Source organism: Vitiosangium sp. GDMCC 1.1324 (genome assembly GCF_003044305.1).
In the GTDB taxonomy this organism is placed as follows: domain Bacteria; phylum Myxococcota; class Myxococcia; order Myxococcales; family Myxococcaceae; genus Archangium.
On the sequence record NZ_PZOX01000020.1, the window covers coordinates 115,046 to 134,907 of the forward strand.

Below are 19,862 nucleotides of genomic sequence, written 5' to 3' on the forward strand. Positions count from 1 at the left end.
CGATGGGAGGCCAAGCTGTCATTCTTGCTCACCTGCTCCTTTGAGGGACTTCACTTGGAACAAGGCCTCTTCTACCTTCAACGAGCGCTTGTCACATTCGACCGCTCCCCGCCAGGTGAGGATCAGTCGTCTCTCCCCAGGCTCCAGGAGCACTGTCTCCATCCTCATGTGTGGCTGCGTCGGCCTGCGGGCGATGCGCACCGTGACGTCCAGCTCACAACGCGGCAGTGCAAAGCGCTGTGGGCCGTCTGGTGATAGGTTGATGAGTTCCACCAACTCGCCTCCCTTCAACCCCTTTGAGGCGCATAGGGGAGGGGGGGCCACCTGAAAGAACTCTGGCCGGAAGTCCAGTGGCAGGTACGGCGCGCGGCGCGCCTTCCATTGCTCATCGTAAGTTCCTGCATATGCCTTGCGCGGCATCCAGGCAGGGGCCACTGGCCCCCATCCGACAGGAGCGGGCGTATCCGAAATGCCGCCGATCAGATGCCGTGGATCCTCCAGATTGGGCAGTGCCTGCCCTACCATTTCCCGTGCGCTGCGCTTCCCGCGGAACCCCTGGCCAACCGGGTTGGAGGGTTCGGCGAGCACCTGCCCCCCCTCCAGTTCGTGCGTTCCGCCGAAGGCCCGTTCATAGACGAGTGGCATGGTGATGAAGGGCTCGGGTGCCGACGCAGTAGGGGATAGCAGTCCGCCACGCCAGGTACGATCACCAAAGACCTGCACCACTTGATGCAGGGGCCCCACCTTCACGGACACGAGGCAGGTTTCTACCGGACGACCTCGCGGTGCGTGGGCTTCGCCCACCACCACGACATCCGTTCCCGGCTTCAACAGGTGAGCCTCGTTCGCGTACTTCAGGCTGGAGGCTCCGGGCTCGCCCCAGTACTCGTCTGCCATGACCAGGGGACACTGTTTGCGCGCGATGGACAGGCGGTCTTGCCGTAGGTCGAACGTGGCTTTCACCACCACATACAACGTGTCCACCCCCTGCTCGTTCGGGAAAAGGAACATGCCGGGGGTGAAGGGGGTCTCGTTACGCGCCTGGAGCATGGGGGGCTTCTTGGCTCAAACGCTGAGTAGCCTGGCAAAGGGGAACGCCGAGGTACGTGTGCTCGCCCCCTTTGCCCGCTCCAAACCGGCTCGTTGCTGCCGGGTGAGGAGGCGTGTAGGGACGTGGCAGGTTCTCCGGCTACGGATGGCCAACTCCCGGGCATGCACATGTCGGCGTCGCATGGAGCCACGCTCTAGCGCAGTCATCAAAACCTCGCTGTGGAAGGGATATCCCATCAGATAGCGAGTCCTGCGCTCGAAGCGTCCTCGCGCCTCGCGCCACCACTCGGTGATGGCTTCCGGGTTGGGCCGAGGCAGCGCGTCCTCGGCCCTGGGGACCAGGTTGGCATCGAGGTCTTCTTGCTCCAGGGGGATGGGTTCCTCGGGAGGTTCCTGCTCGGGGAGCACGTACTGATCCTCCAGACGTAAGCCGGTAATGGCACTGAAGGCCTCTCCCGCCAGACGCGCGACCGCATCATCCGCCAGCCATGCCAGGCATGCGTCCGCGGCAACTGCCCACCCGCTGAATCCCAGGGCCCAGAGGGCATTCGCACGAAGCCGGGGCTCTTGAAGCAATTCCACCAGCAGTTCGACCTCTTTCTCCTCGCAGCCCATGGCCCACAGCACCATGGGCTCCCGGCCGTGGTCGTCACGAGCCGCGAGGACCTTCCGACACACTGTCCACGCATCCCTGACCCCCGCGACCAGTCCCGCCTCGATGGCCGCGTCACGAAGAGCGGGGATCGGGGATGTCAGTGCCTGCGACAGCAGGTTCCGGGGATTGCTTCTGGGGAGCGCGCGCAGGCCCTTGAGTGCCGCTGTTCGTATACGTGCGTTCTCGTGTGTGAGGAAGTCGGCCAGCATCGTGTCCGAAGCCTCCTCGCGTACCACCAGCACTTCCAGCACCGTCGCCAGGAGGTCAGGGTCGTCCGCTTTCAGCAATGGGAGTAGGGACTCACCCAATTCCCGCCCCGCGCAGAGCTCCAATGCTCGCTGGATGCTGGTGCGCTGGTCAGGGCTGGCGTCGCGCAGCAGTGCCTGGCACTTCTCCATCCCCGCGCTGGCCAGCAATGCGAAGGCTGCCGAGGACACCCGCGTCACCTCTTCAGATTCGAGCGATGGTCGCAGCAGGGCCTCGGCCACGGGGTTGCCACCTTCGACCAGTCCGTCCAGGTGAGCCAGCAGGCGCTCCTCCAACTCCGCGGTGTCCGACAGGTCGTAGTCTGGCGCTACGAGGGCGCGCTCCCACTGAGTCCACAGGAAGGAGGCTTCGTCCAGATGCTCCTCGCAGATGTCCATCATGACGCGTGACATGGTTCAGTTGAAATGAACGGAGCCACCCTTGATACGGTTGACGCCTTCGGAGTGTGTTTCGATGTAGGTCCCCTTGATGATGACCTTGCCATTGCGGCGCAGGGTGATGCTGGCCTGGCCGCACTGGAGGACGATCTCGTCCTTGCCCTCGATGACGACCTGCTTGCCGTCCACGTGGGCCTCCATTGGCTGCTGGGGCGCCGGAGTGGGCAGCGAGGCCTCCAGCACCGCGTCCGTCAGCGGAGTGGGGCTCTGCACCTGCTCCATGCCCACCACCAGGGGCAGGCGCGGATCCCCGTTCTCGAAGAGCAGCACCGCGCGCCGACGCGTCGCGATGGCATCCCGCAGCTCCTCGGGCTTGAGCGTGATGGTCCTCCGGGCCGTCAGCGGGCCCGCGCGGTTGCCGTCGTAGTCCACCAGGAAGTGGCCCTCGGCATCGCTGCCGATGAGCCAGCCCAGCCGAGTTCCCGAGATGGGTTCCTGCTCTCCTGGCTCCGGGTTGCTCGCCGCCGATGGATTCGTGGGGGATGTCATGGTGTTCCAGGTCCCTGCTAGTTCTCGGAGATCTTCGAGCCCTTGATGATGACGTCGCCGCTGGCGGTGATCTCGACCTTCGCGCCCTTGATGACCACGTCGCCGTTCTTCTTCACCTGGAGGGTCGCCGAGCCCACCTTGAGGGTGAACTGCTCCTGGGCCACCAGCGAAATCTCCTTGGCCGACAGCGTGTAGCTGTCCTTGACGGCGTGGTTGTGCTTGCCGCCCACGCTCACCAGCAGGTCCTTCTCCACCTTCAAGGTGCGGTTCTTGTCGACCTGCTCGGAGAGGTCTCCACCCACCTGGAGCGTGCGCGAGCCCTTGACCGTCTCGGACTTCTTCGCGCCCACCACCTCCACCTTGGCGCCGCCCACCTGCTCGGACTTGAGGCCGCCCACCATCTGGTTGAGCGCTCCGCCCACCGTCACGGCGTAGGCACCGCCCACGTTCAGCATCTTCCCGAGCCCCACCGTCTCCGAGGAGGCCATCGTCACCGACACGCTCTGGTTGCCGTTCACCGAGATGGCCTGGTCCCCCACCACGGCCTCGGTGTGATTGCCCGTCACCGTCGTCGAGCGATCCTTGACGACCTCCAGGCTCTGGTTGCCGTCGATGACGGAGTCGTCGTTCTTCTTCACCTCGAGCGACTGGTTGCCCTCGATGGTGCGGCTGCGGTCCTTCTTGACCAGCAGCGTCTCGTTGCCGCCCACCTGCTGCGTCTTGTCGTTCTCGACGACGATGTTGAAGTCCTTCTGGGCGTGCAGGAAGATCTCTTCCTCGCCCGCCGCGTCCTCGATGCGCAGCTCGTTGAAGCCGCCGTTGCCGGGGCTGGAGCTGGAGCGCAGCGTGCTCTGCGTCTTGTTGTCGGGCAGCGAGATGGGGGACGGGTTCTGGCCGTTGTAGACGCTGCCGGTGACGATGGGCCGGTCGGGGTCACCCTCGAGGAACTCGACCACCACTTCGTGCCCGATGCGCGGCAGGTACAGCGCGCCCCAGCCCGGTCCCGCCCAGGCCTGGCTCACGCGAATCCAGCACGAACTCTTGTCGTTGTTCTTGCCCTCGCGGTCCCAGTGGAACTGGACCTTGATGCGGCCGTGCGAGTCGGTGTGGATCTCCTCGCCCGGAGGACCCACGACGACGGCCGTCTGAGCTCCCGCGATGATCGGGCGGGACGTGGCGCGCGGCGGGCGGTAGGGCACCGACGCGGGGATGCAGAGGAACTCGTTGCGGTAGCCCTCCTGCTTGTCCTCCGAGGCCTGCCCGTAGGTGAGCACCTCCGGCTGGCTGCCCGAGTGTCTCACCGAGATGGGCAGGTACTTGCGGTTGAGCGCGGCCGACGGGTGCTCGTCCAGCTCGAAGGTGTGGCCCGCCAGCAGGCGCCGGCAGTTGCTGGCGCCGGTCACCAGCTCCGAGCGCGCACGCAGCTCCTCCATGCGCACCTTGGCCAGGCCCTTGCCCACGCCGGCATCCTCGAAACGGGCCGGGTAGTCATAGATTTCGAGCGCGGCCTCGCCCTCGTCGGCGGCGTTGTCGGTGGTGAGGTTCAGCGAGGGCCGGGTGAAGTCGAAGTCGCGCAGGGTGACGGCGCCGGGCTGCACCTCCAGCCGCGCGGCGAACTCGTGCACGGACTCCTGCTCCGCCACCATCTTGCTGCGCTCGCGGAAGACGAGCTTCGCCTCACCCGCCATGGCCGAGCACGTGAGCGAGGCGTCGTTGAGCACCAGCATGTGCCCGTCCTCGGTGTGCTCGAAGTAGTAGAAGATGCCCTCCTCCTCGAGCAGCCGGGACACGAAGTCGAGGTCGGACTCGCGGTACTGCACGCAGTAGTCGCGCTTGGCGTAGGCGCCATTGAGCGACAGCTTGTGCTCCACCGTGGCCTCGTTGAGGACCTTGTGGACGATGTCCGGGACGGTCATCTCCTGGAAGATGCGGCTCTTGCGGGTGTGCCGGAGCGTCCACAGTCGGGGCACCACCGTGACACGGTAGCGCTGGCGCTCGGGCCCCCGGTTGGCGTCCCAGCGCACCACGCGCGACACCATGCCGTTGAAGAAGCGCGCCGTCCCGTCCCCGAGCTGCACGGTCAGCAGCGCCTTCTGCCCCAGCAGTGCCTTCTCATCCACGTTCACGTCGGGCGGCGCCGCCAGGGTGACTTCGACGGAGTACGGCTGAGAGACCGTTTCGTCGGCCTCGAAGCCCACGACGGCCAGCTCGCCCATGGCGTGGGGACCGACCTGGAACTCGAACTCGGGCTGGTTGGCCTGGAGCGCAGCGGTCGCGATCATGGAGTCCCCCCTTACGGGTGTGTTTTGAATCCCTCCACTGTACCCCGTCTGAGGCCCCGTGAGCAGTGCTTCTTCCGGGAAGAAGTGCTGGGATGAAGTGTGGGAGGCCCGGAATCTTCGCGTCCGGGGGGATCGGCCCGGCCCCGCCACCGCTCAGAGGCGGAACTCGGTGAAGGGCTCCCGGCAGGCGGGCCCCGCCGCCACCCACATCGCGCGACGGGCAGGCGCCATCACCACCGTGGCCTTCGTCACCAGGGGCAGGGTTCCGGGCGCGGGCGGCGTGTCGTGCAGGCAGATGCGGCCCTCGGGCGTGCCGTGGTCCGCGAGCATCCGCATCACCGACTCGGGTGTGTGCTTCCCGTGACCGGCCGCCACCTGCTCCGCGATGCGCTCCTTGCGCTTGAAGGTGCAGGGCGACACCTGATGGGTGAAGTCCTGCTCGCGGAAGCGCTCGGATTGGTAGTGATTGGCGTGGACGAGGACGCCTCGCTCCGGGTTCAGCAGGACATGGTCGTTGTACGTGCTCTCGATGCCCACCACGCGCCCGTGCGCGTCCGCGAGGTGGTAGTAGCCGATGCCCCGCGCCGCCGTGACGAGCACTTCCAGCGCCGCGGAGAGGCTCGGCTGGCGCATCGCCTTCGGGAGGTACACGGACAGCGGCACCAGCGAGGGGCACGGCCGGGGCGCGACGAGCGTGAGGTTGGCGCAGTTGCCCACCCCGTCGCTGTTGAGGTGGTAGTACGGCGAGCCGGCCAGGCACAGCGAGAGCTGCTCGCGTCCGTCCGCGTGGCGGATCCTCAGCAGGTCCACCCGCGCGTCCGGGTTCCAGTCGATCGTCTGTCCGATGAGCGCCTGGCCATCCACGGTCGCCTCGCCCGTGAGGGCCAGCGAGGTGCACATGCCTCCGAGCTGCGCGTAGTTGACGGCCAGCTCCAACATGCACTGGAGCGCGAAGGACTCCTCGTAGGGCAGCCCGGCCCCCTCTGCCTGTCCCCGGATGAGCTCGAGCGCCTCCGCGTCGAAGGCGCGCACGTTGGCCTCCAGCTTCATCGCCGTGCGCACCGCGTCCTCCCGAGAGGCGCTCAGCGGGCCCGCGGACAGGGCGTGGAAGAAGGTCTCGGCCGAGGCGCGCAGGCTCTCACGGCACGTCTCTCCCCACTGCTGGCCCACCTGGCGCGGTGTTCCCTGGCACTCGGTGACCCGAACGGTGTGTGTCGTCATGGCGCGCAAGCTACGCCCCGGGTTCCTCCACCGCTTGAACGAATGCGACACGCGTGGGTAGCTTCAGGCCGGCCGGCGGAAGTCGCTCGGAGTCCGGCCCGTCAGCTCGCGGAACTCCCGTGTCATGTGCGCGTGGTCGGCATAGCCCACACGGTACGCCACCTCGGAGAGGGAGCGGGCGGGGTCCTCCCTGAGGGCGGACAGGGCCCCCTGGAGCCGCGCGACACGGGCGTACGTCCGGGGGGAGTAGCCCACGCGCTCCTTGAAGGCCCGCTGCAGCGTGCGCGTGCTGAGGTGGAGCGCCTCGGCCAACTCGCCCGGACTCGGCGTCTCCGGCCGGGCGAGCAGGTGGCGCAGCGCCCGGTCGAAGCTGTCACCCGGAGGCCAGGCCGCTCGCTCCAGGAGGGGAGTGAGCACCTGCCGCATCGGCTCCAGCGAGCCGGCGGCGAGCAACTGCTCCCCGAGCGCGTCCAGGGAGACTCCGCCAATCTCGCGCAACTCCACGGCGCTGTTGACCAGCTCGGCGGGGCTGGCATCCACGAGCCGGGGCATCGCTCCCGGGCGGCAGTGCACGACGAGGTATCCATGGCCGGCCCGCGTCGGGACGTGGAGGGTGCGCGTGAGGGGCCCGTAGAGGATGGCCCGGCATCGCCCGTCCGACAGCTCCAGGAGCAGGTCCACGTTCGCGTCGGGGACGACCTCGTGCTCCCACGTGATGGAGGCCTCGGGCGGCACCCAGAGCAGGAACTCCACGCGATCCGCCAGGGAGGCGGGGGCGGGCCCCTGCTGTGTCCACGGGAGAGGCGGGGTCGTGGCGGGCATGGGCCGAATATAGTCCCGGACCCGCCCCCATGACCTCCCTGGACCGGAAGACGCGCGGAAGGACCTCCCATCAACGCCTACAGGCGCTCGACGCGTACCTGGCCCACTCCGAGCGTGGGTTGCTGACACGTGGGGATGGGGCGTGGGCGCGGGCCGCCTTCGTGGACCTGGGTTTCGGCGAGCACCCGTGGACCACGCTCGAGAGCGCCCGGGCCTTCCGCGAGCTCAACCCCGGGCTTCCGGTGGTGGGCGTGGAGCTGGAGCCCCCGCGCGTGGAGTCCGCCAGGGAGCACGCCGATGCGCTCACCGACTTCCGGCAGGGAGGCTTCGAGCTGCCCCTGCGGCCCGGGGAGAGCGTGCGCCTCATCCGCGCCATGAACCTGTTGCGCGGCTACCGCCCCGAGGAGGTGCCCGCCATCCACCAGACGCTGGGCGGGGCGCTGCTCGAGGGCGGGCTGCTCGTCGAGGGCAGCACGGACACGCCCGGGGCCGTGCTGGTGGCGCACCTGCTCCGGCGCGTTCCGGAAGGGATCTCTCGCGAGGCCCTGCTCTTCCACACCGACTTCAGCCGCGGCTTCGCGCCCGTGCTCTTCCGCGACTGGATGCCCCGGGACTTCCGCCGCCGGGTGAAGCCCGGAGAGCCCATCCATGCCTTCTTCGCAGATTGGACGGCGGCGTGGCAGGAGGTGCGCGAGGCGGGACACGTGGAGCCTCCCGAGGCCTTCCGCCACTCCGTCCTCCGGCTGGCTGTCCGCATCGAGGGACTCGTCACGGACGCGTGGCTGCTCGAGCACGGCTATCTGCTCTGGAAGCCCCCAGGCGGCGTTTTCCGGTAGAGCTGGAGTCCTCGCCTCCCTTCGGCGAGGGCCGATAGAATTCCGGGTTTGGTCCGGCAAGGAAGTTCCCCTTAAATGCCCCCCACCGTGGCTCCGATCCGCTCCGTTCTCTGGTTGCTCGTCGTCGTCCTCTCCGTTTCCTCCGCGCGGGCGTGGGCCCAGGCCTATGACGGCGCGCGCCGTGAGGAGGTGGACGCTGGTGTCCACACCCCGGTGCTGACGAAGGCACCCGAGCTCGTCCACTTCGTGGAAGCCGTCTTCCCGCCGGAGGCCGCCGCCGCCGGCAAGACGGCCTCGGTGGAGATGCTCATCACCATCGACGAGAAGGGCCAGGTGTCCGACGCGCAGGTGGTGAAGCCCGTGGGCGATGGCTTCGACGAGGCGGCGCTCGCGGCGGTGCGCCAGTTCCAGTTCTCCCCGGCCGAGGTGGATGGTGCGCCGGCCCCCATTCAAATCCAGTACGTCTACAACTTCGTCCTCCAGCCGCCGAAGGTGGAGGAATCCGCCCCGCCGCCCCCGCCGCAGGCCACTCTCACCGGGCAGTTGCTGGCTCGCGGGAGCCGCTCGCGCGTGGACGGAGCCACAGTGCGCTGCGGGGACGATCCGGAGGCCCCCGAGGCGCTCTCGGACGCGGAGGGCCACTTCACCCTGAAGGTGACGCCGGGCGTGTGTGACGTGCGCGTGGTGGCCAACGACTACCACCTCTTCACGACGAAGGAGACGCTCGCTCCGGGCGAGACGACGGAGGTCATCTTCTACCTGCTGCCCAAGGCGCCGGGCTACGAGACGGTGGTGCGCGGCGTGCGCGAGAAGAAGGAGGTGGTGCGCCGCACCCTGGAGCGTCAGGAGTTGCAGAAGGTGCCGGGCACCTTCGGAGACCCCATCCGTGTCATCCAGAACCTGCCCGGCGTGGCGCGTGCTCCCTTCATCTCCGGCCAGCTCATCGTGCGCGGCGCGGCGCCGGACCAGACGCTCACCTACTTCGACGGCGTGCAGGTGCCGCTCCTCTACCACCTGGGCGGCGGGCCCTCGGTGCTCAACGCCGAGTTCATCGACAAGGTGGACTTCTACCCGGGCGGCTTCAGCTCGCGTTACGGCCGCGCGGTGGGCGGCGTGGTGGACGTGTCCACGCGCAAGGGCGCCTCCGACACACTGCACGGCTCGGCGAAGGTGGACCTGCTGGATTCGGGCTTCTTCCTCGAGGCCCCCGTCACCGACGGCATCTCCGTCGCCGGTGCCGCGAGGCGCTCGTACGTGGACGTGCTCCTGCCGCTCGTGCTGCCCGAGGACCCCGAGGGTGGCACGTTGCTCGTGCTGCCCCGCTACTGGGACTACCAGGTGCGCATGGACTTCGGCGCGAAGCGCGGCAGCGAGCCGGGCCCGGGCGGGCGCCACAGCGGGTACGTGATGGCCTTCGGCTCGGACGACCTGCTCAACGTGGTGGCCACCGGCGGCGGACGCAACCGCGACGTCACCGTGGACACGCGCACGCTCTTCCACCGCGTCACGGGCAACTGGACGTACCGGCTCGGCAACCTCACCTCGGTGTTCACCCCGTACGGGGGCTATGACCTGGCCCGCTTCGGTTTCGGTGAGACGAAGCTCGACGCGAACGTCTGGTCGCTCGGCGGGCGCGAGGACCTTTCGCTGGAGCTGACGTCCTGGCTCACCGCCCGCGCCGGTGCGGACGCGCGCTTCGAGCACACGGTGGCGGGCGGCAAGCTGCCCGTCCTCGGGGGCATCCAGTACCCGGCCTTCCCCGGCTCCGAGCCCAAGGCGGAGATGCAGGAGCTCAAGCGGGTGGCCAACGCCTTCGATGGCGGGCTCTATGGAGAGCTGGATCTCAAGTTCGGGCTGGTGACGCTGACGCCCGGCGTGCGCGCCACCTACGCCCGCATCTACGGCCAGGATCGCTTCGTCGCCGACCCCCGGTTGTGGGCGCGCTACCAGCCGACGGAGAGGACGGCCGTCAAGGGCAGCCTGGGTCTCTACAGCCAGCCGCCGAACACGTTCAACCTGGAGCCGGCGCCGCTGGGCAACCCCGCCCTCACCCACGAGCGCGCCTTCCAGACGAGCCTGGGCGTGGAGCAGCAGCTCACCGAGGCCCTCAGCGTGGACCTCACCGGCTACTACAACCGGCGCTACGACCTGGTCGTCTCTCCGGGCGAGACGGTGCAGAACGACGACGGCACGCTGACGCGCTACCAGTACGGCAATCGGGGGCTGGGGCGCGCCTACGGCATGGAGATCATGCTGCGGCACGCGGTGACGCGTAACTTCTTCGGCTGGATCGCCTACACCCTCAACCGCTCGGAGCAGCGGCGCGTGGGAGGCAACGACTACCGCCTGACCACCTGGGACCAGACGCACATCCTCACCGCGGTGGCCAGCTACCGGCTGCCGTATGGCTTCGAGCTGGGCGCCCGCATGCGCTACGTCACCGGCCGGCCCACCACGCCGCTGCAGCACGTCTTCGACATCTACAACGTGGATCGCAACGGCTTCTCCGGCTCGTACGGTGAGATCAACTCCATCCGCTACAAGCCCTTCCACCAACTGGACCTGCGGCTGGAGAAGAGCTGGCTCTTCCAGAGCTGGACACTCGCCGCCTACATCGACGTGCAGAACGTCTACAACGCCTCCAACGTGGAGGCGACCTTCACCGATTATCGGTTCCGCGAGCAGTTCGAGGTGCCCGGCATCCCGATCCTCCCGGTCCTCGGCATCAAGGGGAGCTTCTGAGTCATGCGCCACCTGTCCATCATCCTGGGCCTGCTGTTGGGCGCCGCCTGCGTGGGGTCCGAGGACACTCCGTCGAACGTGAAGGATCTGCGCGTGCTCTCCATCCGGACGGATCCTCCGGAGTTGTTCGCCGACACGTGCTCCACGGACCCGGCGTTGCTCGTGGATGCGCTCGTGCGCCCGGTACGTCTCACCGCGCTCATCCCGGACCCGGCGGGAGAGGGCCGGGACCTCGACTACACGTTGTGGGCGTGTGCCGACCCGGATGACGACACCTGCAAGGAGGATCGCGTGGAGCTGGCCCGCGGCGTCACCAAGGCCGGCGAGCTGGTCATCAACCTGTTCCCTGGCCCGGGCGCGGCACGGCTGGCCGATGGCACCTTCCTGGTGCAGAAGGTGCTCGAGAAGGACACGTACCGGGGCCTGGGTGGCGTGCGCCTGCCGCTGGTGCTGTGGGTGCGCGGCGGCAACGAGCAGGTCTACGCGCAGAAGCTGATGGTGTACGGCTGCCGCTTCTTCCCGGAGATGAAGCCCAACGAGCAGCCGGAACTGCCGGGCCTGCTGCTGGAGGGCCAGCCGTGGGGTGCGGAGGCGCCGCGCGAGCTGTCCGGCCCGGGGCCCTTCAAGCTGGAGCCCGCGGACTTCTCCGCGCTCGAGGAGCCGTACGTGGTGCCCTCCTTCGAGCTCAAGCCGGTGCAACTCCAGGAGTCCTGGAACCTGTCGTGGTACAGCACGCTGGGCAGGATCTCCCCGGACAACACGGGCGGGGCGGACCTGGGCGGCGGAGAGGGGAAGCACCACGTGGAGTGGCAGCCTCCGGCGTCGGCACAGGCCCAGGAGGTGCGCTTCTGGGTGGTGGTGCGCGATGGGCGCGGCGGCATGTCCTGGGTGACGCGGACGGTGAAGTACACGCCGTGAGCCCCCGCGCTCAGGGAGTCGCCGTCACCGAGAGCTCCTCGGGCTTCAGGGCCTCAGAGAAGAGGAGGAGCTTGCCGCCCTCGGCGGGCTGGAGCTTCAACGCCGTGGGCAGCAGCACCTCGCGCTCGGAGTAGAGCGGCGGCGGCGCGGAGGGCCAGGTGCCGCTCTCCGCGCGGTGCTCCTTCACCAGGGCCAGCGCGAGCAGCAGGTCCAATCGGGCCCGCTGCTTGTCCAGGCGCCCGGCGAAGAGCTCGTAATCCGGCCCGTCTCCTCGGAGGAACGGATTCCACGAGCGTTCAAAGGCCCGACCCAGTGTGACGAGCCGGGCGCTTCGCTGGGCAGGGGGAAGGTCGGCGACCGCGATGGCCTGGTCGTTGAGCTTCTGGGAGATGGGCCAGGCCTCCTGCATCAGCGCGCGCACGACGAGGGGCGGCATGTTCGTGGGAGTGATGTACGCCATGTATGCATTCACCTCGGTGGCCACGGCCCTGGCTCCCGCCGGGAGCGCGTCGAGCTGGTTCCGGTCGAGCGTCCAGCCCGCGGTGAGGAGCGGCATGTAGACGCGCTCATCCCGCAGGGCCGAGGAGAACGGAGCGAGACTCGCGCGGATGCGCCGCAGCGCCACCTGGGCGCGCCGCCGGGCCCCGGGAGTGGCGTGGTCGAGTGCCTCGGCGCACGGGAAGAACAGGAGGTCGTGGCCGGACGCGGAGACCATCGCGCCGATGAGCGCGTTGCCGTACCCCATGTCCCGTGCGAGCGCGAGCCCATCCAGGCAGCTCTCCAGCGCCGCATCGGCCTGACCCTGTTCCGTCTGGAAGCGCATCTCGAGCGCCGCGAGCTTGAGGATGTTCTGGATCGGCAACAAGGCCGTCCGCTGGTAGGGGTGCTTGGGGTCATCGAAGATACGGAGCCCCTCGGGCAGTCCTCCCACCGCGGCCCGGGAGGTCCGCAGCGTGCGTTGAACCAAGGACCGGCCCTTCTCGAGCGCCTCGCGGCACTCGCGGGGCAGCTCCGAGAGGGGACGCACTCCGTCGCGGACGTCCGAGCACGCCTCGCCCACCGCTTCCGAGGGCCTGGGCTGGGAGTCATAGAGGGCGATGAGCTCCGGCATCAGAGGCCCGAGTGCCTCGGCGAGTGTCCCGGACGTGGGCTCGTCGACATGGGAGGGCCGTGCGACATGTTCTGCGGCGGCGGTGCGCTCGCGGGCATCCGCGACCAGCACATCCGCGGCTTCGTGGGCCCGCTGCTCCAGCCGCCAGCGTGCGCCAAAGGCCACCAGCACCACCACCAAGATGCTGCTCACCACGATGATGCAGATGGTGCGGAGCTTGCTGGCCGCGCTCGGGGTCGTCATGCCCGGTATTGTGCGGACGTGGCGCCGCGGACCACAAGGCACGGTCAGCGGAGTTGTGTCCGCGGCTGAGCGGGAGCCGCGGGCAGGGCTCCGGCGTCCTCCACGATGGTGGCGAAGCGGTCCCCCAGCTCCGCGAGCGCGCTGGCTTGCACCCACTGGGCGGGGATGAAGCCTCCCTTTCCATCGGGCAGGTCCCTGGTGGCGGTGGCCCGGGCCACCACCGTGGTGCGGTAGCCCAGGTCGAGCGCGGCCCGTGCGGTGCTGCTGATGCACATGTGCGTGGCGAACCCCACCAGGACGAGCTCGGTGCGGCCGAGTTGCTTCAGCCGCTCGTGCAGCTCCGTCCCGGCGAACGAGTTGGGCAGCTGCTTGATGAGCACGGTCTCACCGGGCTCGGGCGTGAGCGCGGGGACGACGGCGGAGAAGGGGCCCTCGGGGTTGAACAACACCGACCCGGGCTTTCCATGGTGCACGATGTGGAAGACGGGCACGCCCCGCGCCTGGGCCCAGCGCCTCACCCGGGCGGCCTCGGCGATGGCCTCCTCGACTCCGGCCAGCGGCACCGAGCCCCGGACATACTCCTCCTGGGCGTCGATGATGACGAGCGCGGCCCGGCTGGGGTCGGCCACGTGGGGTGGGACTCCCGCGAAATCGAGCAGGCTGCGAGGCGCGGGCCGCACGGTGCCGAGGCAGGCGGTCGTCGCGAGCATCGAGAGCGGGAGGAGATTCCTCCAGGGAATGTGGAGCGCGGCGGAGGGGAACGGGCGGAACATGGTGGCGGACTCCTCGTGAAGCGTGACGCCTGAAGAAGTAACGCCGGCCCGGGCTGCGTTGAATCGGGTTCTCCGCCGAGTGAGCCTGCGTTTTTGCAGGGTCGGCCCACCTCGTGGCTTCACTTCGCCGCGGGCTGACCGGCGGGCATGCAGCGGCTGCCGAGCGCATCTTCCACGCACTGCTCTTGAGAGAGGCACTCGCCCCGGCAGGGGAGGGGATCGCAATAGCCCGTCTGGGTGTTGCACGTGGTTCCAGGCAGGCAGGTGGCGTAGCAGCCGCCCTGGGCCCGAGAGACGGCGGACATGGCGACTCCCCAGAGGAGGGCGCCACCTGCTCCATTGCTGCAGCCACCGGCCGCGAGCGAGAGGAGGCTCACGGCAATCATTCCCAAGCGAAGGCGGAGGTTCATGGTGGCCCCAGTCTACTTCTGACGGGAGGCCCACCAGATACCCGCATGCCGCAAGGCCTCGGCATAGGAGACACCCGGTGGCGCCAGCGCGGACACCGTGACCACCTCGTCGAAGAGGGAGCCGCCTGTTTCCGCGTCGGGAGCGACCATGCCCGCGAACATCACCGAGCGCCTGCCGAGCGCCCGCGCTTCCCGGGCCAGGGAGCCGGGGCCCTTGCCGAGTGCCGTCTGCCGATCGAAGCGTCCCTCGCCGGTGAGCACGGCCTCGGCGGCGGCGAGCCGCTCGGACAGGCGGAGCGTCCGGGCCACCAGCTCGTAGCCGGAGACGATCTTTCCTCCAGCCAGGGCCGCGAGCCCGTAGCCGAAGCCTCCGGCCGCGCCCGCGCCCGGCGTCTGAGCGACTTCGGGCGAGACGACTTCGGCGAGCCGGGCCAGGGCGGATTCCAGCTCGGCCACGGCGCTCGCGTCCGCGCCCTTCTGCGGCCCGAAGAGGCGCGAGGCTCCATCGGGTCCGAGCAGCGGCGCGGTGACGTCCGTGGCCACCAGCAACTCCACCTGGGAGAGCCGCGGGTGCCGTCCGCTCGCGTCCACCCGTGCGAGCCGTTTCAGCGCGGCCCCGCCAGGAGGAAGGGGCACACCGTGTGTGTCGAGGAACCGGAACCCGAGCGCCGCGAGGGCCCCAGTTCCCCCGTCATTGGTGGCGCTTCCTCCGAGCCCGATGATGAGCCGTTCACATCCGCGGTCCAGTGCCTCGCGCATCAGCTCGCCGGTGCCGGAGGTAGAGGTGCGCAAGGGGGCTCGCTCGCTCTGCGTGAGCAGGGACAGCCCGGAGGCCGCGGCCATCTCGATGACCGCCGTGCGCCCCGAGTCCAGCAGCCCGTAGGCCGCCCGCACGGGAGTACCGAGCGGACCCTGAACGGTGCACGTCACCCGCTCGCCTCCCAGACCCGCGAGCAGCGCGTCCACGGTGCCCGGCCCTCCATCCGCGAGCGGAGCCACGTCCAGCTCCACCCCGGGCGCTCCCTGGCGCAACCCCTCGGCCAGGGCGGTGGCGGCCTCGGCGGCGGTGAGCGTCCCCTTGAACTCCTGTGGCGCGACGAGCCAGCGACTCACGGCTTGGGCTCGGTGGGCTCCTGCCCGGAGGAGGCCTCCGCGTGCCACTCGAGGATGGGCCGGGGGCCGGTCAACGACGGCAGGATGCGCTCGGAGACGCGCTCCAGGCGGAGCAACAGGGCGCTCACCGTGTCCGCGGGCTGGCGGGCCGGGCCGCGGATGCGCTCGCAGAAGAAGGTGCGGCAGCCGAACGGGCGCTCCGCGTACACGGTGCAGCGCTTCCCCGCCGCGTCCAGGTAGGGACAGCCTCCGTCCTCCCTCGGGGGTGGCAGCGGATGGTGGCGCGTCAGGAGCAGCCACTCGGGGTACCAGAGCCAGGGTTGACGCTTTGTCTTCGAGAGCTGGCAGCACTCGCCGCTCGCCGGGCACGAGAAGGGCGCATACGCCGCATCCGCCTGCCGGTAGATGGCGCGCAGTTCCTGGAGGGCGCGCGCCTCCTCGCGGGCGCTCACGGCCGTGGGGGCCTCGTCGATGTCGTCGTCCCAATCCGGGGAGTGCATGGGTTGTGTGTTCGGTCAAAGGCTGCAGTGGAGAAGAGCTTACCCGCCATGGGCCCGCCATGCCGCGCGGATCCCGTGGTCCGAGGCGACCATCCAGGCGGCCCTGGACACGAGGGCCCATCAGGCCAGGGGCCGGCACACCAGGTCCTCGCGCGTCTCGTCCAGTGACGCGTGAGCACCTATGGGTACGGAGCGCTGGCCGAGGTGTGTGCCGGGTTGCGGGGGCTCGAGCCGCTGGAGCAGGGGAGGGATTGGCTCGAGCGCTTCATGCAGTGCGATGTGGGGTGGCCGGATTCTTGAGGGCTGTGCTCCTCCAGCAATGGCTGTGGCCCTGCGCGCATTATATCTCCTGAATCACGCACGAGCGGCGATATGGACATGGCTGAGTTGCAGATCTCCGGCGAGATGGTCACGAAATGGCAGGAAATCGTCAATCTGCTCGCCGAGATCATGCACGTGCCTGCCGCGTTGATCATGAAGTTCGATCCGCCCGAGCTCGTCGTCTTCGTCGCCAGCGAGTCGAAGGGCAACCCGTACGAGCGCAACGAAACGACCTGCAACCTCACGGGGCTCTACTGCGAGACGGTGATGCGCACTCGCCTGCCGCTCCTGGTCCCCGACGCCCTCGCGGACGAACGCTGGATGTCGAACCCGGACGTCGAGCGGGGAATGATTTCCTATTTTGGTTTACCGATTCTCTGGCCCAGTGGGGAGGTCTTCGGGACGATCTGCGTGCTCGACGACAAGAGGAATGCCTACAGCGAGCTGTACTCTCGGCTCCTGGTGCAGTTCCGCGACGTGGTCCAGGCCGACCTGCGATCGCTCTTGCTCCATGCCGTCCGCCTGGCCGAGGAGACCCGGGCCAAGGCGTGCCTCGAAGTGCAGGTGGCCGAGCGCACGGCCGCGCTCACCCGGGCGAACGCACAGCTCCAGCGTGACATCGTCGAGCGCAAGCGTGCGGAGGAGTCCCTGCGTGCGAGTCAGAGATTGCTACAGGCCGTGATCGACAACTCGATTGCCATCATCTTCGTCAAGGATGCGCAGGGGCGTTATCTGCTCGTGAATCGCCATTTCGAGCAGTTGCGCCGCGTCTCCCGGGAGGCCGCCGTCGGCAAGAGTGACAAGGAACTCTTCCCCAGCGAGTGCGCCCGCGCCGCTCTCCTGCTCGACCAGCAGGTGTTCGCCACCGGTGGAGCCCTGGAGACGGAGGAGGCCCTGCTGCAGGACGACGGCTCCCACACGTACCTCACCCTCGAATTCCCTCTGCGTGACGATTCCGGTGCGTCCTATGCGGTGTGTGGCATTTCGACGGATATCACGGAGCGCAAGAGAATCGAGGAGGCGCGCGTCCGCCTTCTCGATCAGGAGCAACGCGCCCGCGCTGCTGCCGAATCGGCGATCCAGCTGCGGGACGATTTCCTGGCCATCGCCTCCCACGAGCTCTACACCCCCATTGCCAGTCAGAAGCTCGCATTGCAGAGCCTGTTGCGCGAGGCGGGCAAGGGCCCGTCGGGGCCGCCCAGGCTGCTCTCCCGGGCCGAGGCGCAATGCAGGCGGCTCGAGAGGCTGGTGGAGGAATTGCTCGACGTCAGCACGATACAGGCCGGTAGGCTCTCGCTTCACCTCGAGAAGGTCGACCTCGTGGCGCTCGCCCAGGACGTCGCGGGGCGCTTCGAGGGGGAACTCATGCAGGCCCGGAGCCCTTTGCTCTGGCGCATCGAAGGACCCGTGGTGGGCACCTGGGATGGGGATCACCTGGACCAGGTCGTCACCAACCTCCTCATGAATGCCATCAAATACGGGGCGGGCAAGCCGATCGAGATTGGCGTCATGGCCCGGGAGGGGATGGCCAGGCTGGTCGTCGCCGATCAGGGCATCGGCATCGCGCCGGATCGGTTGCCGCATATCTTCGAGCGCTTCGAGCGTGGCGTCTCGGTGAAGAGCTACGGCGGCCTGGGTCTCGGGCTGTACATCGCCCTCCAGATTGTCGATGCGCACGGCGGCTCGATCAGGGTCGAGAGCACGCCCGGGAGGGGCTCGATCTTCACGGTCGAGCTCCCCTGCGGGCCTTCGCTGGCGGCATAGGTCCCCGGCGCCTCGGTCGTCGTCAGACGGCCCCGGCCCTGGATGCAGTGTCGCTCAGAGCACGCGGAGCACGAAACACTTCAGGTAGCGCGTCTCGCGCAGGCTCAGCAGCACCGGGTGGTCCTTGCCCGCGCCACGCTTCTCGATGATCTGCACCCGCCGCTTCGCGTCCGCCGCCGCCGAGGCCAGCATGTCCTCGAACATCTGCTCGTCGATGTGGTACGTGCAGCTCGCGGAGATGAGGTAGCCGCCCGGCCGCAACAGCTGCATGGCGCGCAGGTTGATCTCCTTGTACCCGCGCAGTGCTCCCTCGATGGCGTCCTTGTTCTTTGCGAACGACGGCGGGTCCAACACGATGGTGTCGAAGCGCCGGCCCTCGTCCACCGCGTCGCGCAGGAAGTCGAAGGCGTTGGCCACCACCACGTCCACGTTGGTGAGCTTGTTGGACGCCGCGTTCTCGCGCAGTTGCGCCGCCGCCTGGTCGGAGATCTCCACCGCGGTCACAGTCTTGGCCCGCGTCGCGAGCTGCAGCGCGAAGCCGCCCACGTACGAGAAGCAGTCCAGCGCCTCGCCGAAGGCGTACTGCGACGCCATGACGTGGTTCTCCCGCTGGTCCAGGAACGCGCCTGTCTTCTGGCCCTCGAGCAGGTCAGCGCGCACGCGCACCAGCCCCTCGTCATAGGCCACGGGCCCGGGCAGCGTGCCGTACAGCACACCCTTCTCCTGGGGCAGACCCTCCAGCGCGCGCACGCCCACGTCCGAGCGGTTGACGATGGCGCGTGGCTTGAACAGCTCCACCAGCAGGTCGACGATGAGCTGCTTGCGCTGCTCGGTGCCCGGGATGAGGAACTGGACGCTCAGTGTGTCGCCGTAGCGGTCCACCACGAGACCGGGCAGCAGGTCCGCCTCGCCGTGTACCACACGGTAGGTGTTCTCACCGGGGAGGGCGCGCCGACGCATCGCGTCCGCCTGGGCCAGGCGCTGGCGGAAGAAGTCCGCGTCCACCAGCGCGTCCTCGTAGGAGAGCCAGCGCAGGGAGATCTTCGAGTGCTTCGAATAGAAGGCCTTGCCCAGGAACCAGCCGCGGCCGTCCACCACGCGCACCACCTCGCCTCCCTGCAGGGCGGGGTCGCCGTTGAGGTCGGCGCGGTAGATCCACGGGTGACCGCCCTGCCAGCGCTCGACGCCGCGGCGGATGATCGAGACCTGGGGCAGCCCGTCGGGGCCGATTTCCGGGGCGAGCCGGTCCGGTGCGGGCACCTCCGGGCGGTGCTGGGGGCGCTTGCGGCCGGCGGGGGCTCCGGGGCGGCGGTCGTGACGAGGTCCTGAGGTTGGCTTGGGCATGGCTTTAGCGGCGTATACTCCAACCCGCGTGAGATACGACCTGCTCCTTCAATCCATGGTCCCCGGTACACCTTTCGACAGCGACCGGGTGGAGGCCCTCCTGGAAACCCGGGGGGCGAAGGTACAGCCCGGGGGTGGGCGTGCCTGGCTGCTGGAGAACGGCTCGGTGGAGATCCACCCGCTGCGCGAGGGCGGCCAGTGGGTGGCCACCGAGGTGCGAGTGCCGCTGATGGACCGGACGGAGCTCGTGCGAGAGGTGGTCCCCAAGCTGGCGGAGCTGGCCAAGGAGGCTGGGGTCCGGTTCTTCGACCCGCAGCTCGGGCGCGAGCTCTCCGCCCACGATGACGGCATGGTGGCGGACCAGTACCAGCGCACCGCGCACTACGCGGGGGAGATGATGGGGCTGGCGTCGGCCATGCCCATCAGCACTACCGAGAGCGAGGGGTTTCAGCCCACGACGAAGATCGTATTCGGCGTCATCGGCTTCTTCACCCTGCTGTACCTGCTGGTTGACTGGATCAACGGCCAGCTCGGCGGTTGAGCTTCACGAGTCCTTCGTCCGAG

General features: G+C 68.7%; 18 protein-coding genes. 6 read left to right on the forward strand and 12 right to left on the reverse strand.

What is annotated here, in order from left to right; translation table 11 throughout:
- Positions 1–18: 18 nt before the first annotated feature.
- The 6 genes from DAT35_RS42280 to DAT35_RS42305 all read right to left on the reverse strand — a co-directional run bounded on the left by DAT35_RS42280 (position 19) and on the right by DAT35_RS42305 (position 7,223).
- Positions 19–1,050 (reverse strand): DUF2169 domain-containing protein, encoded by a 1,032-nt coding sequence (locus DAT35_RS42280; protein ID WP_108074988.1) that lies wholly within the window; start codon positions 1,048–1,050, stop codon positions 19–21.
- A 15-nt stretch (positions 1,051–1,065) separates the two neighbouring features.
- A complete protein-coding gene (locus DAT35_RS42285) occupies positions 1,066–2,364 on the reverse strand; it encodes a TIGR02270 family protein (RefSeq protein ID WP_108074989.1) in 1,299 nt (432 codons plus the stop codon).
- 3 nt (positions 2,365–2,367) lie between these two features.
- A complete protein-coding gene (locus tag DAT35_RS42290; RefSeq protein ID WP_108074990.1) occupies positions 2,368–2,898 on the reverse strand; it encodes a DUF6484 domain-containing protein in 531 nt (176 codons plus the stop codon).
- Between the two features lie 17 nt (positions 2,899–2,915).
- The gene (locus tag DAT35_RS42295) at positions 2,916–5,180 is read right to left on the reverse strand and encodes a type VI secretion system Vgr family protein (RefSeq protein ID WP_108074991.1); all 2,265 of its coding nucleotides are present in this window, start codon (positions 5,178–5,180) and stop codon (positions 2,916–2,918) included.
- Positions 5,181–5,333: 153 nt separating this feature from the next.
- Positions 5,334–6,401, reverse strand: a complete 1,068-nt coding sequence (locus DAT35_RS42300; RefSeq protein ID WP_108074992.1) for a C45 family peptidase — start codon at positions 6,399–6,401, stop codon at positions 5,334–5,336.
- 63 nt (positions 6,402–6,464) lie between these two features.
- A complete protein-coding gene (locus tag DAT35_RS42305; protein ID WP_108074993.1) occupies positions 6,465–7,223 on the reverse strand; it encodes a helix-turn-helix domain-containing protein in 759 nt (252 codons plus the stop codon).
- Positions 7,224–7,252: 29 nt separating this feature from the next.
- Here DAT35_RS42305 and DAT35_RS42310 point away from each other — a divergent pair, with 29 nt between their 5' ends.
- The 3 genes from DAT35_RS42310 (at position 7,253) to DAT35_RS42320 (ending at position 11,719) form a co-directional block, all read left to right on the forward strand.
- Positions 7,253–8,059: a methylase gene (locus DAT35_RS42310; RefSeq protein ID WP_108074994.1), complete on the forward strand. Its 807-nt coding sequence runs from the start codon at positions 7,253–7,255 to the stop codon at positions 8,057–8,059.
- A gap of 75 nt (positions 8,060–8,134) precedes the next feature.
- Positions 8,135–10,801, forward strand: a complete 2,667-nt coding sequence (locus tag DAT35_RS42315; RefSeq protein ID WP_108074995.1) for a TonB family protein — start codon at positions 8,135–8,137, stop codon at positions 10,799–10,801.
- A gap of 3 nt (positions 10,802–10,804) precedes the next feature.
- Complete coding sequence (locus DAT35_RS42320; RefSeq protein ID WP_108074996.1) at positions 10,805–11,719, forward strand: hypothetical protein; 915 nt, start codon at positions 10,805–10,807, stop codon at positions 11,717–11,719.
- A gap of 10 nt (positions 11,720–11,729) precedes the next feature.
- Here the strand turns inward: DAT35_RS42320 and DAT35_RS42325 are convergent, their stop codons facing one another.
- From DAT35_RS42325 to DAT35_RS42345, 5 genes are all read right to left on the reverse strand, one after another.
- The gene (locus tag DAT35_RS42325; RefSeq protein WP_108074997.1) at positions 11,730–13,073 is read right to left on the reverse strand and encodes a hypothetical protein; all 1,344 of its coding nucleotides are present in this window, start codon (positions 13,071–13,073) and stop codon (positions 11,730–11,732) included.
- 44 nt (positions 13,074–13,117) lie between these two features.
- On the reverse strand, positions 13,118–13,846 hold the full coding sequence (locus DAT35_RS42330; RefSeq protein ID WP_199243166.1) for a cysteine hydrolase family protein: 729 nt from the start codon (positions 13,844–13,846) through the stop codon (positions 13,118–13,120).
- A 119-nt stretch (positions 13,847–13,965) separates the two neighbouring features.
- Positions 13,966–14,151: a hypothetical protein gene (locus DAT35_RS42335; RefSeq protein ID WP_146210107.1), complete on the reverse strand. Its 186-nt coding sequence runs from the start codon at positions 14,149–14,151 to the stop codon at positions 13,966–13,968.
- Positions 14,152–14,268: 117 nt separating this feature from the next.
- Positions 14,269–15,369 carry a glycerate kinase gene (locus DAT35_RS42340; RefSeq protein ID WP_108074999.1) on the reverse strand — a complete coding sequence of 367 codons (1,101 nt, stop codon included), beginning with the start codon at positions 15,367–15,369 and terminating at the stop codon, positions 14,269–14,271.
- A complete protein-coding gene (locus DAT35_RS42345; RefSeq protein WP_108075000.1) occupies positions 15,366–15,869 on the reverse strand; it encodes a YkgJ family cysteine cluster protein in 504 nt (167 codons plus the stop codon). The genes DAT35_RS42340 and DAT35_RS42345 overlap by 4 nt, the downstream gene beginning before the upstream one ends.
- A 171-nt stretch (positions 15,870–16,040) precedes the next feature.
- Here DAT35_RS42345 and DAT35_RS61970 point away from each other — a divergent pair, with 171 nt between their 5' ends.
- Together DAT35_RS61970 and DAT35_RS42350 are read left to right on the forward strand one after the other, a co-directional pair.
- Positions 16,041–16,169, forward strand: a complete 129-nt coding sequence (locus tag DAT35_RS61970; protein ID WP_255415245.1) for a hypothetical protein — start codon at positions 16,041–16,043, stop codon at positions 16,167–16,169.
- A gap of 78 nt (positions 16,170–16,247) precedes the next feature.
- Positions 16,248–17,954 (forward strand): ATP-binding protein, encoded by a 1,707-nt coding sequence (locus tag DAT35_RS42350; protein WP_233262031.1) that lies wholly within the window; start codon positions 16,248–16,250, stop codon positions 17,952–17,954.
- Positions 17,955–18,008: 54 nt separating this feature from the next.
- On the opposite strand, the gene DAT35_RS42355 is transcribed toward DAT35_RS42350, so the two are convergent.
- Complete coding sequence (locus tag DAT35_RS42355; protein WP_108075002.1) at positions 18,009–19,298, reverse strand: class I SAM-dependent rRNA methyltransferase; 1,290 nt, start codon at positions 19,296–19,298, stop codon at positions 18,009–18,011.
- A gap of 28 nt (positions 19,299–19,326) precedes the next feature.
- Between DAT35_RS42355 and DAT35_RS42360 the strand changes: the two genes are divergently transcribed.
- Entirely contained in the window at positions 19,327–19,839 is a 513-nt protein-coding gene (locus DAT35_RS42360; protein WP_108075100.1) for a hypothetical protein, read from the forward strand.
- Positions 19,840–19,862 lie beyond the last annotated feature (23 nt).